Here is a 22,518-nt window from a genome sequence, read left to right as displayed (position 1 = left end):
ATGCATCAACGGCTTTATACTTATTTATGGGATGAGCTTGATTTTGCTGCCTCGTTTTTGTTTGTCACTTTGGTTGTAGCCGGCGCTTTCGTAGCAGATGTTGCTTTGTGTGTTGTAGCCGTTGTTGTTTTGTGTGCTGTTGCAGCTGGTGTTTTGTGCGTAGTTACGGCTGTTGTTTTTGGAGTTGTTGCAGTTGTTGCAGTTGTTGTTTTTTTCACTCCTGTTTTTGTTGTAGTTGTCTTGTTTACAGTCGTTTTAGCTACTGGCGTTTTGGTTCCCACTGCTTTTTTAGCTGTTGCTTTGTGTGCTGCGATTTTGTGAGCGTTTTTTTTCCCTTTGTGTGCTGTTTGTTTTGCTTGATGTGCAGTAGCCTTTGCTGTTGCGGAAGCTTTGTGTGCTGCCTGTTTCGCTTTATGAGCCGTTTTTCTGCCCTTGTGATGCATTGCTGTTGTTTTATGAGAAGCTCTTTTTGCTTTGTGAGTTACTTTTGATTTGTGTACAGCCTTTTTTGCTTTATGCTTCGTCACTTTTGCTTTATGCGCAGTCTTTTTGGCTTTATGCGTTACTGTGTTAGCTTTGTGAGTTGTTGTTTCCTTCTTCGTTGTAGCTGTTGTTTTGGAAGGAGTAGTTTTAGCTCCTGTCGTTTTTGTAGGCGCTACAGTGGATTTCGTTGCTGGAGTCGTTGTTGATTTTGTCGTAGGTTTGCTCGTTGAGTTAGCGGACGCTCCAGCCTTTTGTGTTTCAGACGGTTTTACGGAATTTACAACAGGCGTTGCGGCAAAAGCACTGCCGGCTCCACCAATTACACTCATCGCTGTTACCAAAGCTGCTACATGTTTTGTCCATTTTTTCATCATCGGTCACCTCATTCTTAAGATTGAGCTATCTGCATATTTCCTGCTGGGTACGTTGAAAACCTTGTCTTTATCCTTGCTCTTCAACTGTTCCACTGTGAAGTTTTTGCAGATCGCTTATGTAAGTTCATCTTAACAAGAGGATGTGTGAGAATAATGGAATAAGTGTGTGAAAAGTATATGAAAAAAACGATGCACAAAAAAAGACCACAAGCCCTTTGAAAACCATAGGTTTTCTGGGTTGTGATCTTTATATTTTTATTCATATAAGCGTATAACTACGCTGACACATTCAGTTCTTTCAGAACCGCAATCTCGTCACAGCAATCCTGCTTGCTGCAATGAACGCAGTCCGTCCATACTTTCTCAGGGAAGATTTCTTTTTCCACAACAGCAAAGCCATTTTTCAGAAAAAAGGAAACTTCATACGTGAGAGCCATCACCTTTGGAATCTGTTGTCTCTCCGCCTCTTCTACAAGCCGGTCAAGTAGACGGGATCCGATGCCCAGCCCTTTATACCCCTCTGAAATGCCCAGCGATCTTACTTCCACCAGATCATTGCCCAGACGACATAACGAACCGCAGCCTACGACCACTCCATCCACCTCAGCCACAATAAAATGCTCCAGCTGCCGATGCAGTACTTCCCGTGAACGCGGAAGCATGATCCCACGCTCTGCATATCCCTTAATCATTTCAAACAGTGGTTCAACATCTTCCGGTACAGCTTTCCTGCATATAACCGACATCCAGCTCTCCTCCTATAACGACGCTTTCCGAGGAAAGCTAGCTTCGTAGTTGTTTAAATTGACACGCCCTGTAAAACAATATGAATAAATATACAACAGAGCGTATAGAATTTCAAGCTACGAATTTAGCGATATAGAGCCGATAAACTCGGCAAAAACGTCATTGCCGAACAGAATACCTTGTTCACTCAGTTTAAAGCCGTCTGCTGTCCGCTCAAGCAATCCTGCATGCAACATTTTGCCCAGCGGCTTCGCAAATACATCCTCCATGGATTCCCCGAACTGATCATGGAATCTGGAAGATGAAGCGCCCTCCAGCATACGGAGTCCTACCATTAGATAATCCTCCATCGCTTCCGCACGGCCAATCTCAAAATGATCCAAACGAGGCAGTCCCGCACGTGAGGCTTCCACATAAGGATTAATTCCCTTAATGTTCATATGGCGTTCACGGCCTACGTATCCGTGTGCACCCGCACCGAGTCCGTAATAATCCTCATTACGCCAATAAGTGATATTATGACGGCTCTCGAAGCCAGGCTTGGCAAAGTTACTGATCTCATACTGTTCATAACCTGCTTCTTTCATGCGCTTCATTAATAGAAGATACATTTGCAACTCATCATCCTCATGCGGAAGAGGCAGTTGATTTTTTTGATACAGGGTATGGAAAAGGGTGTTCTCTTCTACCTTCAGGCTGTAGATCGAATAATGCTTCAGATCCAGCTCCAGCGCCTTGTCGATGCTCTCGTTCAACATCTCCACCGTCTGGTTTGGCAGTCCAAACATCAGATCAATCGACAGGTTATCCAGTCCCGCCTTGCGTGCATTTTCCAAGCTTCGGTATACATCATCTGTATTATGAATCCGACCAATGCCTGTCAGCAGATCATTCTGAAAAGCCTGAACGCCAAAGCTGACCCGGTTAACACCGCCCTCTTTCATCGCGGCCAGCTTTTCGGCATCCGTCGTTCCCGGGTTGGCTTCCATCGAAAATTCAATATCCTCTGCCCAATTCGGGAAATAGGTTTTGACCGACCGCAGGAAATATGCCATCTCGTCCGGTTTCAACGCGGTTGGTGTTCCGCCGCCGACAAAGATCGTTTTAATTTCACCTGGCGGATTCGCCTTGACGGTATGTTCCATCTCCCGTTCCAGCGCCTCCAAGTATTGCATAACGGGCTGATCCTTCAAAACATAAGAGTTAAAGTCACAGTAAAAACATTTATTGGTACAAAATGGAATGTGAAGGTACACCGCTTGGGGCGCACCTGTTTTCTGGTTGTGTGCTGCAAGTGTCACGGTAAGTCCCCCTTGATTTGAAAAAAGGAAAGCCAGTTGGCTTCCCTTTCAGCTAAAATGTTAATTCAATTTCGATACGCACACTCTGTGCTGTACCCAAAATTAAATTATTAGAATGCATTTTTAATACACACAATCTGTGCTGTACCTAAAAATGCATTTTTAATCATCAATTTTTAGTACCGCCATAAATGCCTCTTGTGGCACCTCAACGTTACCCACCTGTTTCATCCGCTTCTTACCTTCCTTCTGCTTCTCAAGCAGTTTCCGTTTCCGCGAGATGTCACCGCCGTAACACTTGGCAAGTACGTTTTTGCGCATCGCTTTGACCGTTTCACGAGCCACAACCTTGGTTCCAACGGATGCTTGAATCGGTACTTCAAACATTTGCCGCGGAATCAGTTCGCGCAGTTTCTCACAGATGATACGGCCGCGATTGTATGCACGATCTCTGTGAACGATGAAGGACAAGGCATCGACTTGTTCGCCGTTAAGCAGGATATCCATTTTCACCAGATTCGACTGGCGGTAACCGGACAACTCATAGTCAAACGAAGCATAACCTTTAGTGCTTGATTTCAACTGGTCGAAGAAGTCATATACGATCTCAGACAACGGGATCTGATATGTAATCGTAACCCGTGTTGTGTCCATATATTCCATATTGATAAATTCGCCGCGTTTATTTTGGCACAGTTCCATAACGGTTCCCACGTAATCATTAGGCACGATGATTGAAGCCTTCACATAAGGCTCTTCAACGTAATCAATCCGTCCTACCTCTGGATAGTTGGATGGGTTATCGATTTGAATCTGCTCGCCGTTAGTTAGCGTTACATGGTAAATTACGCTTGGAGCCGTTGTGATCAGCGGAATGTTGAACTCACGCTCAATCCGCTCCTGAATAACGTCCATATGCAACAGTCCCAGGAATCCGCAACGGAATCCAAAGCCCAGTGCACTGGAAGTCTCCGGCTCAAAGCTGAGTGATGCATCGTTCAGCTGCAGCTTTTCCAATGCTTCACGCAGATCCACATAGTCCGATGTTTCGATCGGATACAGACCGCAATATACCATTGGATTGATTTTACGATATCCAGGTAGTGGTTCAAGCGTCGGATTTTTCGCGTCAGTAACCGTATCCCCGACTTGTGTATCGCCGACGTGACGGATACCCGCAACGATGAATCCTACATCCCCGACGTTCAGCTCGTCCACAATGGTCATGCGCGGCTTGAACGCTCCCACTTCGATCACTTCAAACGATTTGTTTGTGGCCATCATTTTGATTTTGGAACCCGCCTTGATTTTACCGTCAATAACACGCACATACACGATAACCCCTTTGTAAGGGTCGTAATGCGAGTCAAAAATCAGCGCTTTAAGCGGTTGATCCGGATCACCCACAGGTGCGGGCACACTCTGTACCACTTGCTCCAAAATCTCTTTGATCCCGATGCCCGCTTTGGCCGAAGCCAATACAGCATTGCTGGTATCCAGTCCGATAACATCTTCAACTTCCTGCTTCACCCGTTCCGGATCGGCACTTGGCAAGTCGATTTTGTTGATAACCGGCAAAATCTCCAAATTGTTGTCCAGCGCAAGATATACGTTAGCCAGTGTTTGCGCTTCGATCCCTTGAGCCGCGTCAACGACAAGCAACGCCCCTTCACATGCAGCAAGACTACGTGATACCTCGTACGTAAAGTCTACGTGTCCTGGTGTATCAATGAGGTTCAGTAGATACTCTTCACCGTCATCTGCCTTGTAATTCAGGGCAACCGCTTGCAGTTTAATCGTGATTCCGCGTTCGCGTTCCAGATCCATCTGATCCAGTACTTGTTCCTGCATTTCACGTGATGTCAGCGCACCTGTGTACTCCAAGATCCGGTCCGCAAGTGTTGATTTACCGTGATCTATATGTGCAATAATTGAAAAGTTACGAATTTTACGTTGTCTTTCCCGAATGTCAGTCATTCCTTACCCCCAGAAACAGCCTAGTGTCAATCACTTCATTATAACAGTTGCTGCAAGGTGCATCAATCCCATGATGGTTTAACTTTATAATAAAGTGCACTGGATGAGTGCCTCGAAGGATTAGTTTTCCTTTATTCCATCTGCTTCTATTCATCTACTCCGCCAAAAAGAGAGACAACCCACTTGATGCCGCTGTTTGACAAGTTTTGTAGCAAGCCAGCCGTTTTTTCCGCCAGAACATCCACCGGAGCTTTCTGCTGATCTGCCCCAAGCACCTGGCTTGGGGTCTGGACAGGAACGAACGGCTTTTTAACCTCGGGCTGCACAGGCTCGGCGGGTACAGGTTTATTTTCCTCGGGTGCGGTTTCTGTGGTCGCCACTGCAGGGACACTTTTCACAGGACTGTTATGCTGAAAACCACTGCCCGCCAGCTGCATGCCAAGCAGGACACCAAGTAACATAAGCACACTGACAGACAGCAGTTTTTTGCCAAATCTGGACATCTCGCAGATCTCCCTTCTTCTATAGATAGCTAATCGAATAGATCATCGTTTCATTACACTTCTGCAATCGCTACGAAAGTTTTCCGAATCTTTCCTTCATTTATCCGCCCTTGGATACCGGTTTTGCACTTGCTTTATCTACGTTTTGCTCGTTCCAATATACTTCCGCGATCATATCCGCCAGAATTTTGGATGTTCGTTTCAGCTCAGCTGCCGTATTGTCAATGCCACCGATTTCGATGAGAATGCTGTTCGGGGAAAGCGTCTGATTATATTCCCCATTGTTGCCTCCTCCGCCATTCTTCCCCCACACTCCTCGGGATACCCCCGGGTACTTCGCTTCCAGCTTTTTGTGAATTTTTGCAGCAAAGGCTTCATTTTTACGCCAATTTGGGTTCTCATGCCCGATGATAAAATATACCTTGGCGTAACTCTGATCACCGATCGTTGTTGTCGTTTTTTTGTGCCGCTGGGAATCGCGGTGAATATCAATTAGATATGTCAGGTCGTCATTCTGAGCAAGCGCCGCTTTGACGGTCTGTCTGGAATATTTATAGGAAAAGTTCCAATTGTAATCTTTGATTTTAGTTTGATAATCTTCCTTCGCATGCTCTACACCCACACCCAGCTTCTCCAAGCTATCCGATAGATAGGTTCCCACTTGAAAAACATTACCTGTCGGTTTGCCGGAAGATGGGTTGTCGCTATCCGTGCCTAGCAGTGGATTATATCCTTCACGCGGGTGAGAGTGATAGATAAGGACGGATTTTTTAGTAATGGCCGGATTCCCCTTGTCTTGCCCATTCCCTTTTGCTGGTGGATCTTCATCTACGGCACCCTTTCCCGGATCATCCTCACCGGAAACGTTTGGATCATCCTGACCCGGAGGGACATGCAGCTCACTTCCTGGCTTACCTTCACCTGATGAGGCTGTTTCTGTCAGGCCTGGGCCTGGCTGATAATCCTCAGGTGCTTCTGCCTTGGTATTGCCAGAGCCTGGCCTAAGCAGAACGGGCTGATTTGCACCCATGCCTGGCATTTCTCGTGCGATTAAACTTTTGGGATCTTGAGGATTCACATTGGTGAGCAATTGAAACACAAAAGAAGTTAGATTTTCACCGGAAATCGCAGTGTTCTGTTCCTTCTGGGTAAGATGAGGCACTTCCATACCCAACATGTCCACAAAAAAGCGGCTTGAGACTGAACCTGCAAATCCCTTCATCGAAGAAACAGGGGAACTATTCAACCGTTTCTCCGCCATGCCTCCAAGCCCGAGTGCAACAAAAAAGAGGGCAGATATGATCATAAGCAGCAACAGTGTACGGCCCATGGCCAGCACGTGCAGACATCTTTTTTTCCACTTGCCAATGTTCCATGCCAATATCTTGTTCATTCTTATGTCTCCTTCCCTTGCAGAACAACTCTTATACTTCAACTCTATGAGCGTGTGCAATTTGATAGAACAGGAAGTAGAAAGATAAAGTGAACAAAAAAAGAAAGTCCGATAGATTCGGACCTTCTTTCTCGTTCCATATTAGGGGATACGCTCTAGTGCGTGTAAGCCGCAACGTTATCTGGATTTACCGCTTCGTGAAGAGCCGCATTAAGTCCGGTTGCAATGACATTGGCGATGCCTTCAATGAACTCATCAATTTCCTTCGGGGTAACGATCAGATCATGTCCAAGCGGTTCAAGCACTTCTTTAACCAGACTCAAACGATCCTCTTCACCGATGTCATCGAGCATGCCCATAATTTGTTTGGTCTGATCGGTTTCCTGGCGAAAGTGAGAACGCATCATTTCGATGACGTTGTTCACGATGGTCGAAGCATAACATACCGTTGGCACACCGATGGCAATGCAAGGAACACCCAGAATTTCCTTCGTTAATCCACGACGTTTGTTACCAATACCAGAGCCAGGATGAATCCCGATATCGGCCACTTGAATCGTTGTATTCACCCGTTCAAGAGAGCGGGAAGCAAGCGCATCAATGGCGATAATGGCATCAGGACGGGTACGCTCAACAATGCCCTGCACGATGTCACTCGACTCAATCCCCGTTGTACCAAGCACACCCGGAGCAATAGCACTGACCTCACGATATCCAGGCGCAACCTGATCGGGTACCAATTCAAAATACTGCCGGGTCACCATCAGATTCTCTACAACCAACGGACCAAGAGAATCTGGAGTGACATTCAAGTTGCCGAGACCCACAATCAGTACCTTGGAATCTTTGCCAATGCCCGCCTTGGTCATAAACGCTTCCATTTCTCGTGTAAATTCGGCGGCCACCCGTTCCTGTAGTTCAGTATCTCCGTTGCGAAGGGAAGGCACCTCGAGTGTGACATAGTGGCCTTTTACACGCCCTATGGCTTTCGCTGCTTCATCATTCAACACATCAATCCGTGTGATCGTAATGCCGTCTTTCTTATCAACATCCTCACGTAATCCGGGGATCGTCTGTCTCTGACTGCCTTGTGCCATTTCTTTGGAGTCGATAGCCAAATCCGTGCGTACGGTATAATTTTGCAAATCCAGTGTCATCTGTGTCCCTGCCTCCCTTATTGCATTTGAGCATATTGTGTGGGAAAAAGGCGGGCTTTATGCAACATGCCAAACAACGATGCAAAATCTGTTGCAATTTATATGCTAGCGTGATAGAATATTTTAAGTTGTGAAACGTTTGTATTCATGCGAATGCCTTACAGGAGGTGAATGTAATGCCAAACATCAAATCCGCTGTTAAACGCGTAAAAACGAGCGACAAGCGCCGCGCACTCAACGCTTCTCAGAAGTCTGCACTCCGCACAGCTGTTAAAGCTGCTGATGCTGCTCTGGTAAGCAACGAAGTTGAAACTGCTAAAGCTGCGATTCAAGCTGCTTCCAAAAAGCTGGACAAGGCTGTAACTAAAGGTCTGGTTCACAAAAATGCAGCTGCACGCAAAAAGTCTCGCTTGGCGAAAAAACTGAACGCTCTTTCCGCACAAGCGTAAGAAGCGTTACTTATACGAACCAATGGAAAAATCCTGAACAGCATGGGCTTTCAGGATTTTTTAGCATCTGTTCCGCCAAGTAAAAAGAACATACCATAAAAAAACAACCTAAATCTCTCTGATCTTATGTTGAAATATCAACATGCGGAGAACGTTCAGGTTGTTTTTTTTGCTCTTGCCTACGGCTATGCTCCAAGTCTTAACAAAAATAACTCCAAGCCAAGCACCTTATCCACTGCTCCTGTTTTCATCTGATAATCCAGCTCACTCAAATGACTCAGAATCTTCCGTAGACGGTCAGCTTCAAATTTTCGAGCCTGTTCCCCGGCAATTTTGATAGCATACGGATGCAAGCCAAGTTGACTGGCAATCTGCTGCTGCGAGTAACTTTGTTGCCCGAGTTCCTTCACTTGAATCATAATGCGGAACTGCCGCGCAATCAGCGCTGCAATCTTGATCGGTTCTTCGCGTTGCTTCAAAAGTTCATAAAAGAGTGAAAGTGCTTTTTCCAATCTCAGGTTGGCTAGTTCCTCCACAAGTGCAAATACGTTCTGTTCCGTGCTACGAGCCACCAGTGACTCAATATCTGCACGGCGAATTGTTCCTCCGTTTCCAGCAAACAAACAAAGCTTATCTACTTCGGCAGATAGCCCCTGTAGTCCTGTTCCAGCATAACTGACTAGCGTATCTGCTGCCCCAGCTTCAAAGGTCACCTCTCTCTGTTTTGCAAGTTTAACAATCCATTGGATCAATTCTTCTCCACTTAGCGGTGCAAAGGCGAGAACAACCGCCTGTTTCTTGGCTGCTTTCACCAGCTTCTTCCGTTCATCCAGCTTGTCCCCTTGCGCTAAAAAAACGATCGTGCTGTAGTCAGCAGGGTTATCCATATATGTAATCAAGCGATCTACCTGATGCTCTATTTTGGATTCCTTTCCCGCCGTAAACAAGCTTGTGTCCCTTACAATAATCAATTTGCGTGGAACAAGAAAAGGAACTGTTTCTGCTTCTTCCACAACAGCCTCAATCGGTGTTTCGGAGAGATCATATGGAATAACCGCAAAATCCCGATGCTCCTCTTCAATAACATGCGTTTTTAACATCTCTGTGAACTGCTGTATCTGGTACTTCTCCGTTCCATACAGCACATAGATTGGCGCAGTTTCCCCGCTGCGTATTGCCTTTGTTGCGCTTTTTACGTCCATTCACCGTTCCTCCTTATCCCTTTTATCCTACCAGAAAATACACAAGACAACAAAGGGACCTTCATCCATGTATGGATAAAGGTCCACTGTTCTGCATCTATATAAACGCAAGCACAGCCATTCTAGAAATAGCTGGCGTGCGGTCATACGACGTCAGTTGTTTGATCAGAGATAGGACGTTCTTTAGTTATATCCAGTATATGCTTGTTCATAGAAAAAGGTTCTCTCTACATGCCTTGCAGGAACCATATACACAGAACTATTTCGCAGGTGACACATTAGATGAGATACCAACTTTGAAGGTATCCTTTGTGGTCGCTCCGTCTTTGTCCATTTCATAATTAAACTGCTGGCTGTCTTTGGACCAACTTCCCGACTTTAACGTACCTTCTACACTCCGTTGCTCAATTAGATTCAGAACATCCGGATCATTCGCAGATTTCGCATAAATACTTAACTGGTCACCAAGCAACATAACAACATAAGAACCATCAGGTGATTTCCATTCCTTTGCTCCAGTCGCTGCAGTGATTCCCTGTTCAGGAGCCATCAGTCCCTGCTGACCTCCAGCAGCACCCGATTCCGTTCCAGTTCCTGCATTGTCAGTTTCACTGCCTTGAGCTGGGTTATCCTGATTTGGAATGATCGTTTGAGCCGAAAATGTCTCGTCTAACTGATCGTTTGAATCGGACGCGCTTCTTCCCTTGTCATTAGGAGTGGAAACATCACCTTCACTTGTGTCCGGCTTTTTCTGCTCCGTTCCCTGTTTTGGTTCCATGCTCTTCTGCGTATTGGCAGAGTCAGAAGAAGGGCTTGAATTCACCTCTTGCTTGCCATTGTCTTGAGAAACCGGTCCCTCTGTGGGAGGTTTGGCTGACTCTTGATCACCTGAAGCATCTGGGGTTTTCAGTTCTGTTCCGTTGCTCTCGTCAGGTTGATCCGCATTCGGTTGCATAGAACCTTCCATCTCCGGATCATTTGAAGAGTCAGGCGCAATCGCACTACCTTCAGCTTGGTTGGTTGTGTCTGCTTGATCGTTATTCACTTTCATACTCATTGAAGGTTGCTCGTCACTATTACTATCTTGCGATGCGCCAGAGCTCATCATCATCGAATCTGCATTCTCAATCTGTTCGGGCTGATAACCCCAGATGGCAAATCCTAATACTACAGCCGCAGCCGCTGCACCCATAGACGTCCGTCCCACCATTGAATTAAACCATTTAGTCTTCGCTTTTTGCTCACTTGAGCTTGATCGCTGTAGACTCTCAAATGCCGCAGGGACAGGACTCATTTCTTGCACGGTACTGCTTTGTTCTTTACGCGCTTCGTCAATCGCATCCAATTGAGGCATAATCGCATCAACCAGACTGAACTTAGGGCTTACTTGCGGTAAATCTTCCAGTTCCCTGGATAGAGCTCTGAGCATACTAAAATTTTCGGCGCACTCCGGACACTTGGCCACATGCTGTAGCATCTGCGTCGTTTCCGCCTCGCCCAGATCATGATCCAGATACCGGTGCATCCATTCCACCACCTCTTCGCATTTCATCCTGTCACACCACCTTTCTGATACTCCTGTAGTAGATTTTGTAACTGTTGTCTGGCTCTAAATAAGTAAGACTTCACCGTATTGAGCGGAAGATCGAGACAATCCGCAATTTCGTTATAGGATAAATCTTGCAAATATCTTAGAACAATGACGGTCCGATGATGCTCTGGCAACTTGTTGATCGCATCCTGAATGTCCTTGGCTACATAAGTGGACATCACTTCGAATTCCACATCCTGTTTATCCTGAAAAACCATTTCGTGTTCATCGATGGACACGGAAGGCTTGGTTCTTCTGAACTTGTCAATGCAGATGTTCGTTACGATGCGTTGCACCCAGGTTTTGAACTGGGCTTTTTCTTCATAAGAATTAATCTTGGTGTAAATGCGGATCAACGCTTCCTGCGCAGCATCCAAGGCGTCCTGTTCATTATTTAGAATATAATATGCGGTCCGATAGACGTGCTGTTCAATCTCCCGCAATAGGGTAATTAGAGCGTCGCGATCGCCCGATTGAGCGGCTCTGATGAGTTCCGGCTCTACCACAAAGGATCCCCCTCTCCCTGCAACCTTACTGACGTAATCATCGATAAAATTGTTGCAAAGTTAAGTATATTTTAATTTTCCATCACAAAATAACGGCATATGTATAAGGGCCGCCGAATCTTATCTTAGAATAACAGAAAATGCAAACGTAGTCATCAAACGTCTGAGATCAGGGATTCCATTACTTACACGACTCAAAATAAATGCAACGGCATACATTATGGTTAAGTACTTTTATAGGCCTAAAAATAAAAAAAGTCGAAATTTGTCCAAATTTAAGCTTTTTTTAATGCATTATTCATGAAAATGGTGTATTGTAAATTTACATTCATAAGACGAGGTGATGAGCATGCCAGCTCTAGCGAAAATTCAACAATTAAAAGAACAAATGCCAAAGGAATATCAAAGCATTTCCCACTTTGTAGAACATGCTTTGGAATCCATCGATACTCTGGTCGAAGAGCATCGTAAATACGTAGCTGCACAGGCGTTATACGGCGATAAAATCGTCGGATCGGAAGAACGCTTGTACAGAGAAACGGTACTGGATGTCAGAGCACAACTACTGGCGACACTCGAAAAAACCGTTGAAGACATTCTTCACAAAGGCGACAAACATTGGAATAAACATTTCAAAGACGGCGTGGAGTAATTCAATATTTACATTTATATTCAGTGATTAGAACGGATATGAAAAAGCCCTTTCCCTTAATTCTCTTTTGAAGAGAGTTATGGAGAACAGGGCTTTTTCTTGTGTTATATTGGTAGTTGTTATAAAAAACGAGCTAGATTATAAAGAAATCAATAAATGGCCATCAACTTTCCACTGAGGAATCCTAAAGCTCTGACTCCTTCAGAACTTGCATAAACCCAAACTTCAATCTTGCCTTTTGAGCTTGATTCTTGCGTAATACTGTTTGGATCTCCCCATGCCAGACGCGCTTGTGTAGTATTCATCCCTAGAGCTACTTCACCCGCAATGATTTTCTTCCATGTAGATGAAGACCAGTTGTATTTTTTATATGGATCGTAAGAAAAGAATTGATCTGAATCCGCCAGCATCTCCGTTACACTCGATGAAACACCGCCTGCATAAGCAATAACGGTTTTACCCTTGGTATTACGGAAAACAATGGAGTAACTTCGTTCATTATACTTCCCTTTTTCAATTTTAATATCGGTGATAGTGACTTTACTAAAGCGTTGCCCTAAGCTTGTATCACTGTTAATCCAGTAGGACTTGCCAATGAACCGGCTCAGATTCCCTAACTCTTTTTTCTTAATCAAAGCAAGCGTATACTTCGACTCCACCACAATAGCAGAATTTCCAACGAACACTTTGGCTTGTTTCAACTCAGCATCCCAATTCACCTGTATACGTGCCACTTGTTTTAACAGTTCCGCAGGAAATACGGTCTGCCCGTTAATGGTCTGCACCTTACCTTTCATTGTGATCGCTTTATCGTTGAAATCTGCTACTGCACTTCCTTTTGTCAGTGTGATAAGGTCATTTCCCATCTGTATCTTGAAATGAATTCCCTGAACATCGATTTTGGCTCCTAGCATTTTGAAGACAGATTGTACAGGCAAATACACATTTCCGTTTAATAGTTCAGCTCCTGTCAATTTCTGTTGAGAGTTAACGGTCAGTTGTGTATCGGAAGACTTATCCCCTATTTTCAGCATCACTTTTGTAGTTCCCATGCCTGTTGCTTTCAGCTTGCCTTCTGGCAGAATCAGAGCTACTTGCGACTGTTCCAACGTAATTTCACCAGGCAAAGGCGCACGTTTTGTTTTGAACCCGTTACTATAATTCTCCTGAACAGTAAGTGTGACTGTATCCCCGATATTAGCTTCCTTGGTTGATGCCGTAAGCGTTACTTGATTCAGAGTCGGTGCCGATAGAGAAGTTAACTTCCCACTATGATATGCAGCCCACGAGCCGTCCTGTAACTGTGCATATAATTCGTCCAGATCAAGTGCATACACCTTTCTGGATACATTGTTTAGTCCCGGTAACTGCTCACCCTTGTAATTGTCATTCCGGTCATAGCTCCAGACTGTTCCATCCTTTTTCACCACGAGTAGTTTATACTTGTTTCCCCACCAGATCAAGGATTGGACATCACTCGCAATCGTAATTTGCTCTTCCTGATACAGCATATTGACAATAACTACCGAGTTGTCATCTTTTAATACTGCTGCATAAACACTATTTGCTGCAATTGCGGTAGCGTTAGCTACATTTCCAGCTTTTCGAATTTTACTATATTTTGAATAATATATATCACCTGATGAAGACAAAATGGTGTCGGTGATGTCACTTCCATATGAATAGGAACTTACATCTAGAGCAGAATCCAGAACTTTCTCCTGATCTCTGAACTTATACAGGCCCCCATCCTGAAGCTGAACCCATCCATTACCATATACCTTCTTAACTCCTTTGAATTGTTTGGTTGTTGGCAAATGAGCATTATCCATATCCCACATGATCACTTGATCATCCGCAGTCCAACCAAAAATAACTCCATTATATGATCCTGAGATTCCGATTAAATTTCGATTTTGTGTCCACACTCCAGCAATACTTCCTTTTGACCAAAGGGTTCCATCATTTAGCAGATAGTTATTTCGGTCAAGAACAGAATGAATAGAACGATTCGACTCAGACGAAGCAAATGCTCCAGGTATCCCCACCAGAACACTAAGAACCAGAATCCCGATCCACAATGTAAACGTTCTAACTCGTGCTTTTTTGAATGGCAGCATTTCTATACGTTCCCTTCTCTCTATGTATCTAGTAAACTAAATTCTTCATTTGACCCCTCCTAAGCCAAGCCTAATACTATTCGGCAAAAATAACCAAATTTCCTTCAAGGTATCCTTCAAGCTTTATGATTCACTCTTATCTCGGAGCCAGCTTATACCGCACACTTATTTCCCCATCTTTCACGCTCATCTGTACCTCACCCATCTGGTCCGTCCGAAAAATCTGGGAACCTACTGCTTCCAAACGTTTCATTACGTCTGGGTTGGGATGACCATAGGTATTGTTTACACCTGCAGAGATCAGTGCAGCTTTAGCATTCCAATATTGAAGCCATGCTTCTGAGGATGATGTTTTGCTGCCATGGTGGGCAACCTTAAGTACATCTAAGGATAGATGTGATCGTAGTCGTGGTAAGGCCACCACTGAAGAACTATGATCTCTGCCATTGTCAGCTAGACTCCCCATCCATTCAGGCACAACTATATTCGTATCACTACTCGGAACAGTTCCCCCCGATTTTTGAACGACCTGCCCAAAAGAGGTTGCCAGCGAACCATCCTGAATGTCATACAACACATTCTGTTCCGTTGCCGCATCCATATCTCCGGTAAATAGCATTGACGAGCCCGCCATCTCTAGCAAAAAAACGACCGACTCACCGTTCTGATTCTCAAGAACAGGCACATCTCCTGATGGAATAGCCCGTCCACTCCGCTCTGGTGAGATAAAATATAAAGCCGTTTCTGAATCGGGCTTATATGTCATGCCCTGATGAATAGCGAATAGCGGAATTTGGCGTTGTATCGCTGTATCCAGCAGCTGATCAAATTTCTTTTTTCCACTCGTCGTTCCGTTAAACACAAAGCGTCTAACTGGAATTTGCTCCAGTACAGCCTGTAGGCCACCGGCATGATCCTGATCGGCATGAGTCACAATGACCGCATCAAGCTGGTGAATACCTCTCTTTTTCAATAAAGGAACAACAACCTTAGCTCCCACCTCATACGGGTCACGCCTCGTTTTCCACGAGTGTTCGCTGCCACCAAAGTTAACCGTACCTCCGCCATCTACAAGGATATGTTTGCCTCCTGGTGTTGTAATCAAAGTACTGTCGCCTTGACCAATGTCCAAAAATTGTACTACACCTGTTCCCGCTGGACGCGGCGTCTGATATGCCCACCATAATCCTGCCGCAAAACTGACCGCAAGCACACCACATAACCATCGCTTCGCTTGGCTCATGCGTACTTCGCTATAGAAGGCCGCACCTCTAGATGTAAATGCGCTTGCATACTCAGGCCAGGCGATACTGGCGCCGAGAGTAGAGAGCGATCCTTGAGTTGAAGCTACTTTTTGAGTATGCAAGGCATGGGGCGCTGGAAGTTGCAAGCGATCGTTCGCTTGCGCTGTGTTAAGTGATTTAGCCTCAACAGACCGTGAAGAATGAAAGCCAAGTGCCAGTGTAGCTCCCTTTTGTACAGCACCTCCTGCTGACAGATTAAGCGGCGCTGTATCCTCTTCTGCAACATGAATATGTTTTGGCATGTCACCGCCGCTCCGCTGATGAAGCAAATATAGTAACACATACAGAATCACATAATAAGCTGCAATCCATAACAAGGACGGTGTCGGCCAGATCATCACAAAACCTGGCAAACTGTTCATCCATTCCACGCAAAGAAAGATGAGCTTGTTCAATTGAATTGCAATCCATGCCAGAAGTTTCGCAAGCGGAAACCACACAAAGGATAGAATCATCGCAACCGTACCTAAGGGAAGCACTACAGCACTAATCAAAGACACCAGCAAAAAGTTGGCTGCAAAAGACAGCAACGAGAACTGGTTGAAGTACAGAATCGTCACTGGAAAAGAAATCAGCTGCGCTGTCACCGTAACTGAAGCTGTAGCCGCTAAGGATTTGGGCCACTTGTCAAACAATCTGTTGATAAGCGGCATGTAAATCATCAGTCCCGCCGTCACCAGAAAAGAGAGTTGAAAACTGACATTTAATAAGAAATAGGGATTCCACCAAAGCATCAGCATAGCCGCCGCACTGATAATCTGGATTCCATCTCTGGCAAATCCACGCTTTGCCATATACAGACCAATCATAGACATGATGCCTGCCCGAATGACCGATGGAGAACCACCCGAGAGCAGTACATATGCTGGCACGAGAACCAGCACAATCGTTAGAGCTGTCTCTCTTGTTAGTCTCAGCCATGATAAGAGCATGAGCAATGAAGTCACATACACTGCAACATGTGTACCTGAGATGGCGAGGATATGAGTTAATCCGAGCTGAGAGAATTGACCATACGTATCGGGGTTAATATCCTTCGCCATTCCGATGATCAGGCCTTTCATATAACCGGCATGTGGCTCAGGAAACAACCGATCTACCGCCGAACCAAGCAGTTGTCTTACCGAATCTGTCCACCGTAGGATGTTTATTTTCCCCATCCCTTCAGGAGACGAAGCATTAACCGAACTAGCCCCCTTCACTTTGACCATCCAATGGATATACTGCGTCTTTAGATAGCTGCGATAGTCAAATCCCCCAAAATTTCTGGCTTCACCAGGAAGAACTATCGAGCCCGACAATTTCAGCTTATCCCCTCGCTTCCAAGATGCTGCTATATGCTGTTCCTGCTCTTCCATTAATCGGACTTGCACAATGACTCGTTCATTCATTTTGTCTGAGGACACTTGTGACTTTAAAGATTGCAAGGATGTATCTGGCGAAGAATCTTTATTCTCTACCTCCTTATCTATCTCTTCGTACAGCCTCAGAGAAGAAAGCTGCATCTCAAAACCTGCCCGATCCCCATCCACCTGCACATCCGTTACAAGTTCCCCTTCAATTAGAGCATCTAACCCATCAATTTCATACGTAGAGCTATGTAAATATGCTGGCAATGTACTGTAATTACGAGAATCATTCCATTCCCATTGTATTAAACCACCTGCAAAAGCAATAACTAAAAGAAGAATCGACCACCCGCGAATATTCATGAACCGAAATAAGAGTGGAAGACATGCCATCGCCCCGACTATTCCCCAAAATAAAGCCCATCCCGTCAATAAACACGCCATGCTGCTACCGCACAACCAAAAGATTGTAAAGCGAAGCAATGGTCTGCCTTTCATTCCGTCCCTCTCCCTTCTGCTCATCTCCAAGGCAATAAATACACAAAAAACCCCCGGAAGCCTATTCAGGCCTGCCAGAGGTTCTTCCCCATACGTATGAAAGTTATTTTGAAAAAGCAAGACTTCCCTGCCCTAACATGTACTAACAATGTATTACTATCTACTAACGTGCTCTAACCTGTTCTAACGAGCTCTTGTTAGTTACTTACAGTCATCATCGTCTCCCGTGGAGGCTGGTAATTGTCCAGTTTGCGGAACGAAATGCCTTTCTGCTGCATCATATTTTTTACTTTGCTCGTATCTTTGGGATATGAGCGATGAAATACAATCTCCGTAACGCCACTGTTCGCCAGCATGTTGGCACATGTCCAGCAAGGCTCATCGGTTACATACACAGAGGAACCTTCGCGGTCAATGCGATCCGTGAATAAAAGCAAGTTCTGCTCCGCATGAATGGTACGAATACAGCGTTGCTTTTTAACCATTTCCTCCTGGCCGTCCGTGACTACAAGTTCATATTCTTCCGATATCATGCAACCTTCCTCGGAGCAATCCGCTACTCCCATCGGTGCTCCGTTATAGGCAGTACCCAGCAGCTTTTTCCCTTGAACCAGCACAGCTCCTACATGCCGGCGCGGACAACGGGAACGTGTCGATACCATATAAGCAATGTCCATAAAATACGTATCCCAGTCCTTGCGAAGCTCTATTGCACTCATGCCGTTTTCTCCTCCCGCCTTGAAGCTATTACTATTATGCTGAACTTTTAGCGAATCTGTACATACGGAGCCATCTTCTCCAGCATCTTCATGCCTATGCCCTTCACCTTGGTAAGATCACTAACTTTGGTAAAAGGACCATGTGCATTGCGATAATCCACAATAGCTTGAGCTTTCTTCTGTCCAATCCCCGGAAGCTCCGTGAGTTTGGTGACAGATGCCGTATTCACATCGATCTTACCGTGATCTGCCGTCTCACTGGTTGTTTTGTCAGCCGGTTTAGATGCTGTTTCAGATACAGATGAACGGCTTTCATTTAACTGGGTCTCTGGCTGAGCCGGTGGATTGCCTTGATTGCTTGACACAGTAGGAGCAACATTAGGCTCCTGAATCTTCGAATCCTGTGCTGAAGCAACATCGTCCGATTGCCGCTCGTTCCCATCACCTTTAGGCGCAACATCAGCTGAATACTCGGTAACCAAAGCAGCCGACTGTATAGCAGAAGAATTCTGCTCACTTGTCGGCTGATTGGAGCCGAGCTGCATCGGTTCCCAGCCGCTAGGTGGCTGTTCACTTTTGCCCGACCATAATATCAGTATACATCCAACCACTGCCGCAGCAATGGACAACACTTTGTTCCATCTCATCTTCCGCACACTCCCTCTTATTCAAAATAGAGATCATTTCGAACACGGGCGGTGCTTCCGAACCGTTTAATGCTATGGCGTACATAAATTACATATTTTCATGTCATGTGAACCAGAGTCCCCCGCATACAATAGAGGGAAGATACTGCGCCATTACCGTAAAGCATGAAAGGAGGCCTGAACCAATGAAGGTTGGATTTATCGGAACCGGCAGCATGGGCAGTCTGTTGATCTATGCCCTGATCCAATCCGGTGCACTCGAACCCCGTCAGATTGCAGCAAGCAATCGAACTCCATCCAAAGTACGTCAGCTTTCCCTCCGCTACCCAGGGCTGCATGAATCACAGAGCAATCGGGAAACAGTCATTCGTAGCAACATCATCTTCCTGTGCGTGAAACCGCTGGAATTCAGACATGTCATTGATGATATCCTGCCTGTTGTGAATTCCAATCACATAATTGTCTCGATCACCAGCCCCGTGCAGCTGCGCCATCTGGAATCTTCACTTCCTTGCAAAGTCTCCAAGGTTATCCCCAGTGTTACACATCAGGTTGGCAGCGGAGCAAGCCTATTCATCCATGGTGAACGCATGACTGCCGAAGATCGCTCTCTGCTCGAAGGCCTGATGAGTCATATCGGCAAACCATATCAAGTGGATGAAGCCTGCACCCGAATCACATCTGATTTCTCCAGCTGTGGCCCCGCATTCATATCCTTCTTTTTGGAGCAATGGATTGAAAGTGCTGTTCGACTGACAGGTATCAAGCGTGCGGACGCTTGTGCCCTTGCCGGTGAGATGCTTCTAGGAACAGGCAAGCTGCTCACCGAGGGAGGTTATACTCCACAAGAGCTTCAAGCTCGTGTCGCTGTACCTGGCGGAATTACCGCTCAGGCACTTGCACTACTGAGAAACAACCTGGATGGCGTATTTGACAGCCTGATCCATACGACACATGAAAAATACGATGAAGATTTAGTCAAACTGGATGAGGTATTCCGTGCCAGCGAGATTAACCGGCAACAATATTAACCAGTTTGCCTGGAACGGCAATGACTTTGCGAATAGTCTTGCCTTCCAGTGCCTGTTTCACAGGTGCAAGTTCCATGGTGTAATCCTGCATTCCCTGTGCATCTAGATCCTTCGCAATGGTCGCACGAGTTACAATTTTGCCATTCACTTGAACCACGATTTCCACTTCTGCATCCACAGTCATGGACTCATCGTATTCAGGCCAAGCTACGTAAGAGATTCCGCCTTCATGTCCAAGACGACTCCACAGTTCCTCTGCCATATGCGGTGCCAAAGGTGACAGCAATTGAACGAAGTTCTCCATCGCTTCGCGAGGCAGCGTCTCTGCTTTGTACGCGTCGTTGATGAAGATCATCAATTGGCTGATCGCCGTGTTGAAGCGCAGATGCTCCAGGTCTTCTGTGACTTTTTTGATCGTTTTGTGTGCTGTCCGTTTGAACTCATCGGTTCCACCTTCAGCCGTAATTTTCTCATTGATCGCACCAGTATCTTCGTTAATGAACAGGCGCCATACGCGTGACAGGAAACGGTGCATTCCCTCTACCCCGTTTGCGTTCCAAGGTTTAGTCGCTTCCAGAGGGCCCATAAACATTTCATAGAGACGCAGTGTATCTGCACCGAATTCGTTCACAATCTCATCTGGATTGATGACATTTCCCCGAGATTTACTCATTTTTTCATTGTTCGTTCCCAGAATCATACCTTGGTTAACCAGTTTATGGAACGGTTCTTTTGTGTGTACGACACCCAGATCATACAGCACTTTGTGCCAGAAACGAGCATACAACAAGTGCAGTACTGCATGTTCTGCTCCACCGATATACAGGTCAACTGGCAGCCATTGCTGTTGTTTTTCCTGTGAGATCAGTTCCTTGTCATTGTGTGGATCAATAAACCGCAGGTAATACCAGCAACTTCCGGCCCATTGTGGCATCGTGTTGGTTTCGCGGCGAGCTTTCATGCCTGTTTCCGGATCAACCGTATTTACCCAATCCGTTACGTTTGCCAGTGGGGATTCCCCTGTACCTGAAGGTTTGATCTGGTCGATGTCAGGCAGCAGCAATGGCAATTGATCTTCTGGTACAGTCTTCATCGTCCCGTCTTCCAGATGCAGAATCGGAATCGGCTCTCCCCAATAACGTTGACGGCTGAACAGCCAGTCGCGCAGACGGTACGTTGTTTTTCCTTGTCCTTTGCCGTTCTCTTCGAGCCAAGCGATCATTTTCGCCGCGGCTTCTTCATTGTTCAAACCGCTCAGGAAATCGGAGTTCACATGTGCGCCGTCACCTGTATACGCCTCTTTTGTAACATCTCCGCCGGTAATGACTTCAATGATATTCAGATCGAACTGCTTCGCAAATTCCCAGTCACGTGCATCGTGACCCGGAACAGCCATAACAGCTCCTGTTCCGTAACCAGCCAGTACATAGTCAGCAATCCAGATCGGCAGCTTCGCTCCGTTGACCGGATTGATCGCGTATGCACCTGTGAACACACCTGTTTTGTCTTTGGCCAAGTCTGTACGTTCCAGATCAGTCTTACGCGCAGCCTGCTCCTGATAAGCTTTCACTGCCCCGCGTTGTTCTTCGGACGTAATCGCGTCAACCAATTCATGTTCTGGAGCCAGAACAGCAAAGCTTGCACCGAACAATGTGTCTGCACGGGTTGTGAATACTTTGATCACTTCTTCACGGCCTTCGATGGCAAAAACCACTTCAGCCCCGGTCGATTTGCCAATCCAGTTACGCTGCATATCCTTGATGCTTTCCGACCAGTCCAGCTCTTCCAGATCTTCCAGCAAACGCTCCGCGTATTCCGTAATTTTCAGTACCCATTGACGCATCGGTTTACGTACAACCGGGTGTCCGCCACGTTCACTCTTACCGTCAATAACCTCTTCGTTCGCCAGAACCGTGCCCAATGCTTCACACCAGTTCACCGGCACTTCATCGACATAGGCCAAACCTTTATTGTACAGCTGAATAAAGATCCACTGTGTCCATTTGTAATATTCAGGGTCTGTTGTACTGATCTCACGATCCCAGTCATATGAGAATCCGAGAGATTTGATCTGACGACGGAAATTGTCAATGTTGCGGAATGTGATATGACGCGGGTGCTCCCCCGTATCCAGTGCGTGCTGCTCTGCTGGCAGACCGAAAGCGTCCCAGCCCATTGGGTGCAGCACATTGTATCCACGCATCCGTTTGTAACGGGATACAATATCCGTTGCAGTATATCCTTCCGGGTGACCTACGTGCAGTCCTGAACCGGACGGATATGGGAACATATCCAGTGCATAAAACTTCGGTTTGGACGGGTCTTCTCCTGTTTTAAACGTTTTGTTTTCATCCCAATATTGCTGCCAACTTTTCTCCATCACTTGCGGCTGATAGCCGTGCTTCGGCTGATGATTCTCACTCATCTATAATTCCTCCTTCAGGTTATATGCGCTTGATAACAACAAAAAAACCTCAGCATCCCGTAGCGTTTGCAGCGCTAGGGACGAGAGGTT

Annotated in this window: 18 protein-coding genes and 1 other annotated feature (1 of these 19 cut by a window edge); of the genes, 3 read left to right on the top strand and 15 right to left on the bottom strand. The window is 45.9% G+C overall.

The annotated features are described in order from the left end of the window. Positions 1 to 20: 20 nt before the first annotated feature. The 7 genes from ABIE27_RS02365 to gpr all read right to left on the bottom strand — a co-directional run bounded on the left by ABIE27_RS02365 (position 21) and on the right by gpr (position 7,935). Complete coding sequence (locus ABIE27_RS02365; RefSeq protein WP_429349852.1) at positions 21 to 854, bottom strand: hypothetical protein; 834 nt, start codon at positions 852 to 854, stop codon at positions 21 to 23. Positions 855 to 1,132: 278 nt separating this feature from the next. Beyond that, positions 1,133 to 1,603: an N-acetyltransferase gene (locus ABIE27_RS02360; protein WP_090914803.1), complete on the bottom strand. Its 471-nt coding sequence runs from the start codon at positions 1,601 to 1,603 to the stop codon at positions 1,133 to 1,135. A gap of 117 nt (positions 1,604 to 1,720) precedes the next feature. Further along, positions 1,721 to 2,905, bottom strand: coding sequence for a radical SAM family heme chaperone HemW (gene hemW, locus ABIE27_RS02355; protein WP_123062595.1), 1,185 nt, complete (start codon positions 2,903 to 2,905; stop codon positions 1,721 to 1,723). A 162-nt stretch (positions 2,906 to 3,067) separates the two neighbouring features. Further along, positions 3,068 to 4,882, bottom strand: coding sequence for a translation elongation factor 4 (lepA, locus tag ABIE27_RS02350; protein ID WP_123062596.1), 1,815 nt, complete (start codon positions 4,880 to 4,882; stop codon positions 3,068 to 3,070). 146 nt (positions 4,883 to 5,028) lie between these two features. Then, entirely contained in the window at positions 5,029 to 5,385 is a 357-nt protein-coding gene (locus ABIE27_RS02345; protein ID WP_123062597.1) for a DUF3679 domain-containing protein, read from the bottom strand. A gap of 100 nt (positions 5,386 to 5,485) precedes the next feature. Beyond that, positions 5,486 to 6,778, bottom strand: coding sequence for a stage II sporulation protein P (locus ABIE27_RS02340; RefSeq protein ID WP_123062598.1), 1,293 nt, complete (start codon positions 6,776 to 6,778; stop codon positions 5,486 to 5,488). A 155-nt stretch (positions 6,779 to 6,933) separates the two neighbouring features. Further along, positions 6,934 to 7,935 carry a GPR endopeptidase gene (gene gpr, locus ABIE27_RS02335; protein ID WP_123062599.1) on the bottom strand — a complete coding sequence of 334 codons (1,002 nt, stop codon included), beginning with the start codon at positions 7,933 to 7,935 and terminating at the stop codon, positions 6,934 to 6,936. Between the two features lie 176 nt (positions 7,936 to 8,111). Between gpr and rpsT the strand changes: the two genes are divergently transcribed. Then, entirely contained in the window at positions 8,112 to 8,384 is a 273-nt protein-coding gene (gene rpsT, locus ABIE27_RS02330; RefSeq protein ID WP_090914815.1) for a 30S ribosomal protein S20, read from the top strand. 185 nt (positions 8,385 to 8,569) lie between these two features. On the opposite strand, the gene holA is transcribed toward rpsT, so the two are convergent. The 3 genes from holA to ABIE27_RS02315 all read right to left on the bottom strand — a co-directional run bounded on the left by holA (position 8,570) and on the right by ABIE27_RS02315 (position 11,683). Further along, positions 8,570 to 9,586 carry a DNA polymerase III subunit delta gene (gene holA, locus ABIE27_RS02325; protein ID WP_123062600.1) on the bottom strand — a complete coding sequence of 339 codons (1,017 nt, stop codon included), beginning with the start codon at positions 9,584 to 9,586 and terminating at the stop codon, positions 8,570 to 8,572. A 259-nt stretch (positions 9,587 to 9,845) separates the two neighbouring features. Then, the gene (locus ABIE27_RS02320; protein WP_123062601.1) at positions 9,846 to 11,138 is read right to left on the bottom strand and encodes a zf-HC2 domain-containing protein; all 1,293 of its coding nucleotides are present in this window, start codon (positions 11,136 to 11,138) and stop codon (positions 9,846 to 9,848) included. Beyond that, complete coding sequence (locus ABIE27_RS02315; RefSeq protein ID WP_090914823.1) at positions 11,135 to 11,683, bottom strand: RNA polymerase sigma factor; 549 nt, start codon at positions 11,681 to 11,683, stop codon at positions 11,135 to 11,137. The genes ABIE27_RS02320 and ABIE27_RS02315 overlap by 4 nt, the downstream gene beginning before the upstream one ends. A gap of 349 nt (positions 11,684 to 12,032) precedes the next feature. Here ABIE27_RS02315 and ABIE27_RS02310 point away from each other — a divergent pair, with 349 nt between their 5' ends. Next, positions 12,033 to 12,335, top strand: coding sequence for a hypothetical protein (locus ABIE27_RS02310; RefSeq protein ID WP_123062602.1), 303 nt, complete (start codon positions 12,033 to 12,035; stop codon positions 12,333 to 12,335). A gap of 149 nt (positions 12,336 to 12,484) precedes the next feature. Here the strand turns inward: ABIE27_RS02310 and ABIE27_RS02305 are convergent, their stop codons facing one another. The 4 genes from ABIE27_RS02305 to ABIE27_RS02290 all read right to left on the bottom strand — a co-directional run bounded on the left by ABIE27_RS02305 (position 12,485) and on the right by ABIE27_RS02290 (position 18,972). Then, complete coding sequence (locus tag ABIE27_RS02305; protein WP_429349851.1) at positions 12,485 to 14,455, bottom strand: copper amine oxidase N-terminal domain-containing protein; 1,971 nt, start codon at positions 14,453 to 14,455, stop codon at positions 12,485 to 12,487. Between the two features lie 136 nt (positions 14,456 to 14,591). Next, positions 14,592 to 17,552, bottom strand: a complete 2,961-nt coding sequence (locus tag ABIE27_RS02300) for a ComEC/Rec2 family competence protein (RefSeq protein ID WP_429349982.1) — start codon at positions 17,550 to 17,552, stop codon at positions 14,592 to 14,594. Between the two features lie 251 nt (positions 17,553 to 17,803). Further along, the gene (locus ABIE27_RS02295; RefSeq protein WP_123062605.1) at positions 17,804 to 18,325 is read right to left on the bottom strand and encodes a deoxycytidylate deaminase; all 522 of its coding nucleotides are present in this window, start codon (positions 18,323 to 18,325) and stop codon (positions 17,804 to 17,806) included. Between the two features lie 47 nt (positions 18,326 to 18,372). Next, entirely contained in the window at positions 18,373 to 18,972 is a 600-nt protein-coding gene (locus ABIE27_RS02290; RefSeq protein ID WP_240036615.1) for a ComEA family DNA-binding protein, read from the bottom strand. A gap of 185 nt (positions 18,973 to 19,157) precedes the next feature. On the opposite strand from ABIE27_RS02290, the gene comER reads away from it, so the two are divergent. Further along, positions 19,158 to 20,003 carry a late competence protein ComER gene (gene comER / locus ABIE27_RS02285; RefSeq protein ID WP_123062606.1) on the top strand — a complete coding sequence of 282 codons (846 nt, stop codon included), beginning with the start codon at positions 19,158 to 19,160 and terminating at the stop codon, positions 20,001 to 20,003. On the opposite strand, the gene leuS is transcribed toward comER, so the two are convergent. Beyond that, on the bottom strand, positions 19,984 to 22,428 hold the full coding sequence (leuS, locus tag ABIE27_RS02280; protein ID WP_429349850.1) for a leucine--tRNA ligase: 2,445 nt from the start codon (positions 22,426 to 22,428) through the stop codon (positions 19,984 to 19,986). The two genes, comER and leuS, sit on opposite strands and share 20 nt — an antisense overlap. Positions 22,429 to 22,501: 73 nt before the next feature. Further along, positions 22,502 to 22,518, bottom strand: a binding site (T-box leader) (it continues 236 nt past the right edge of the window).

This window comes from Paenibacillus sp. 4624 (assembly GCF_050435065.1).
GTDB lineage: Bacteria > Bacillota > Bacilli > Paenibacillales > Paenibacillaceae > Paenibacillus > Paenibacillus amylolyticus_D.
Note: the sequence above shows the minus strand (reverse complement) of the source record. Positions and strands in the feature narration are given on the sequence as shown.

Bases quoted from the DNA above. Each gene is read 5' to 3' on its own strand.
- ABIE27_RS02365 (WP_429349852.1), bottom strand. From the start codon at position 854: ATGAAAAAATGGACAAAACATGTAGCAGCTTTGGTAACAGCGATGAGT.
- ABIE27_RS02360 (WP_090914803.1), bottom strand. From the start codon at position 1,603: ATGTCGGTTATATGCAGGAAAGCTGTACCGGAAGATGTTGAACCACTG.
- lepA (WP_123062596.1), bottom strand. From the start codon at position 4,882: ATGACTGACATTCGGGAAAGACAACGTAAAATTCGTAACTTTTCAATT.
- ABIE27_RS02345 (WP_123062597.1), bottom strand. From the start codon at position 5,385: ATGTCCAGATTTGGCAAAAAACTGCTGTCTGTCAGTGTGCTTATGTTA.
- ABIE27_RS02340 (WP_123062598.1), bottom strand. From the start codon at position 6,778: ATGAACAAGATATTGGCATGGAACATTGGCAAGTGGAAAAAAAGATGT.
- gpr (WP_123062599.1), bottom strand. From the start codon at position 7,935: ATGACACTGGATTTGCAAAATTATACCGTACGCACGGATTTGGCTATC.
- rpsT (WP_090914815.1), top strand. From the start codon at position 8,112: ATGCCAAACATCAAATCCGCTGTTAAACGCGTAAAAACGAGCGACAAG.
- holA (WP_123062600.1), bottom strand. From the start codon at position 9,586: ATGGACGTAAAAAGCGCAACAAAGGCAATACGCAGCGGGGAAACTGCG.
- ABIE27_RS02320 (WP_123062601.1), bottom strand. From the start codon at position 11,138: ATGAAATGCGAAGAGGTGGTGGAATGGATGCACCGGTATCTGGATCAT.
- ABIE27_RS02310 (WP_123062602.1), top strand. From the start codon at position 12,033: ATGCCAGCTCTAGCGAAAATTCAACAATTAAAAGAACAAATGCCAAAG.
- ABIE27_RS02305 (WP_429349851.1), bottom strand. From the start codon at position 14,455: ATGCTGCCATTCAAAAAAGCACGAGTTAGAACGTTTACATTGTGGATC.
- ABIE27_RS02300 (WP_429349982.1), bottom strand. From the start codon at position 17,552: ATGGCGTGTTTATTGACGGGATGGGCTTTATTTTGGGGAATAGTCGGG.
- ABIE27_RS02295 (WP_123062605.1), bottom strand. From the start codon at position 18,325: ATGAGTGCAATAGAGCTTCGCAAGGACTGGGATACGTATTTTATGGAC.
- ABIE27_RS02290 (WP_240036615.1), bottom strand. From the start codon at position 18,972: ATGAGATGGAACAAAGTGTTGTCCATTGCTGCGGCAGTGGTTGGATGT.
- comER (WP_123062606.1), top strand. From the start codon at position 19,158: ATGAAGGTTGGATTTATCGGAACCGGCAGCATGGGCAGTCTGTTGATC.
- leuS (WP_429349850.1), bottom strand. From the start codon at position 22,428: ATGAGTGAGAATCATCAGCCGAAGCACGGCTATCAGCCGCAAGTGATG.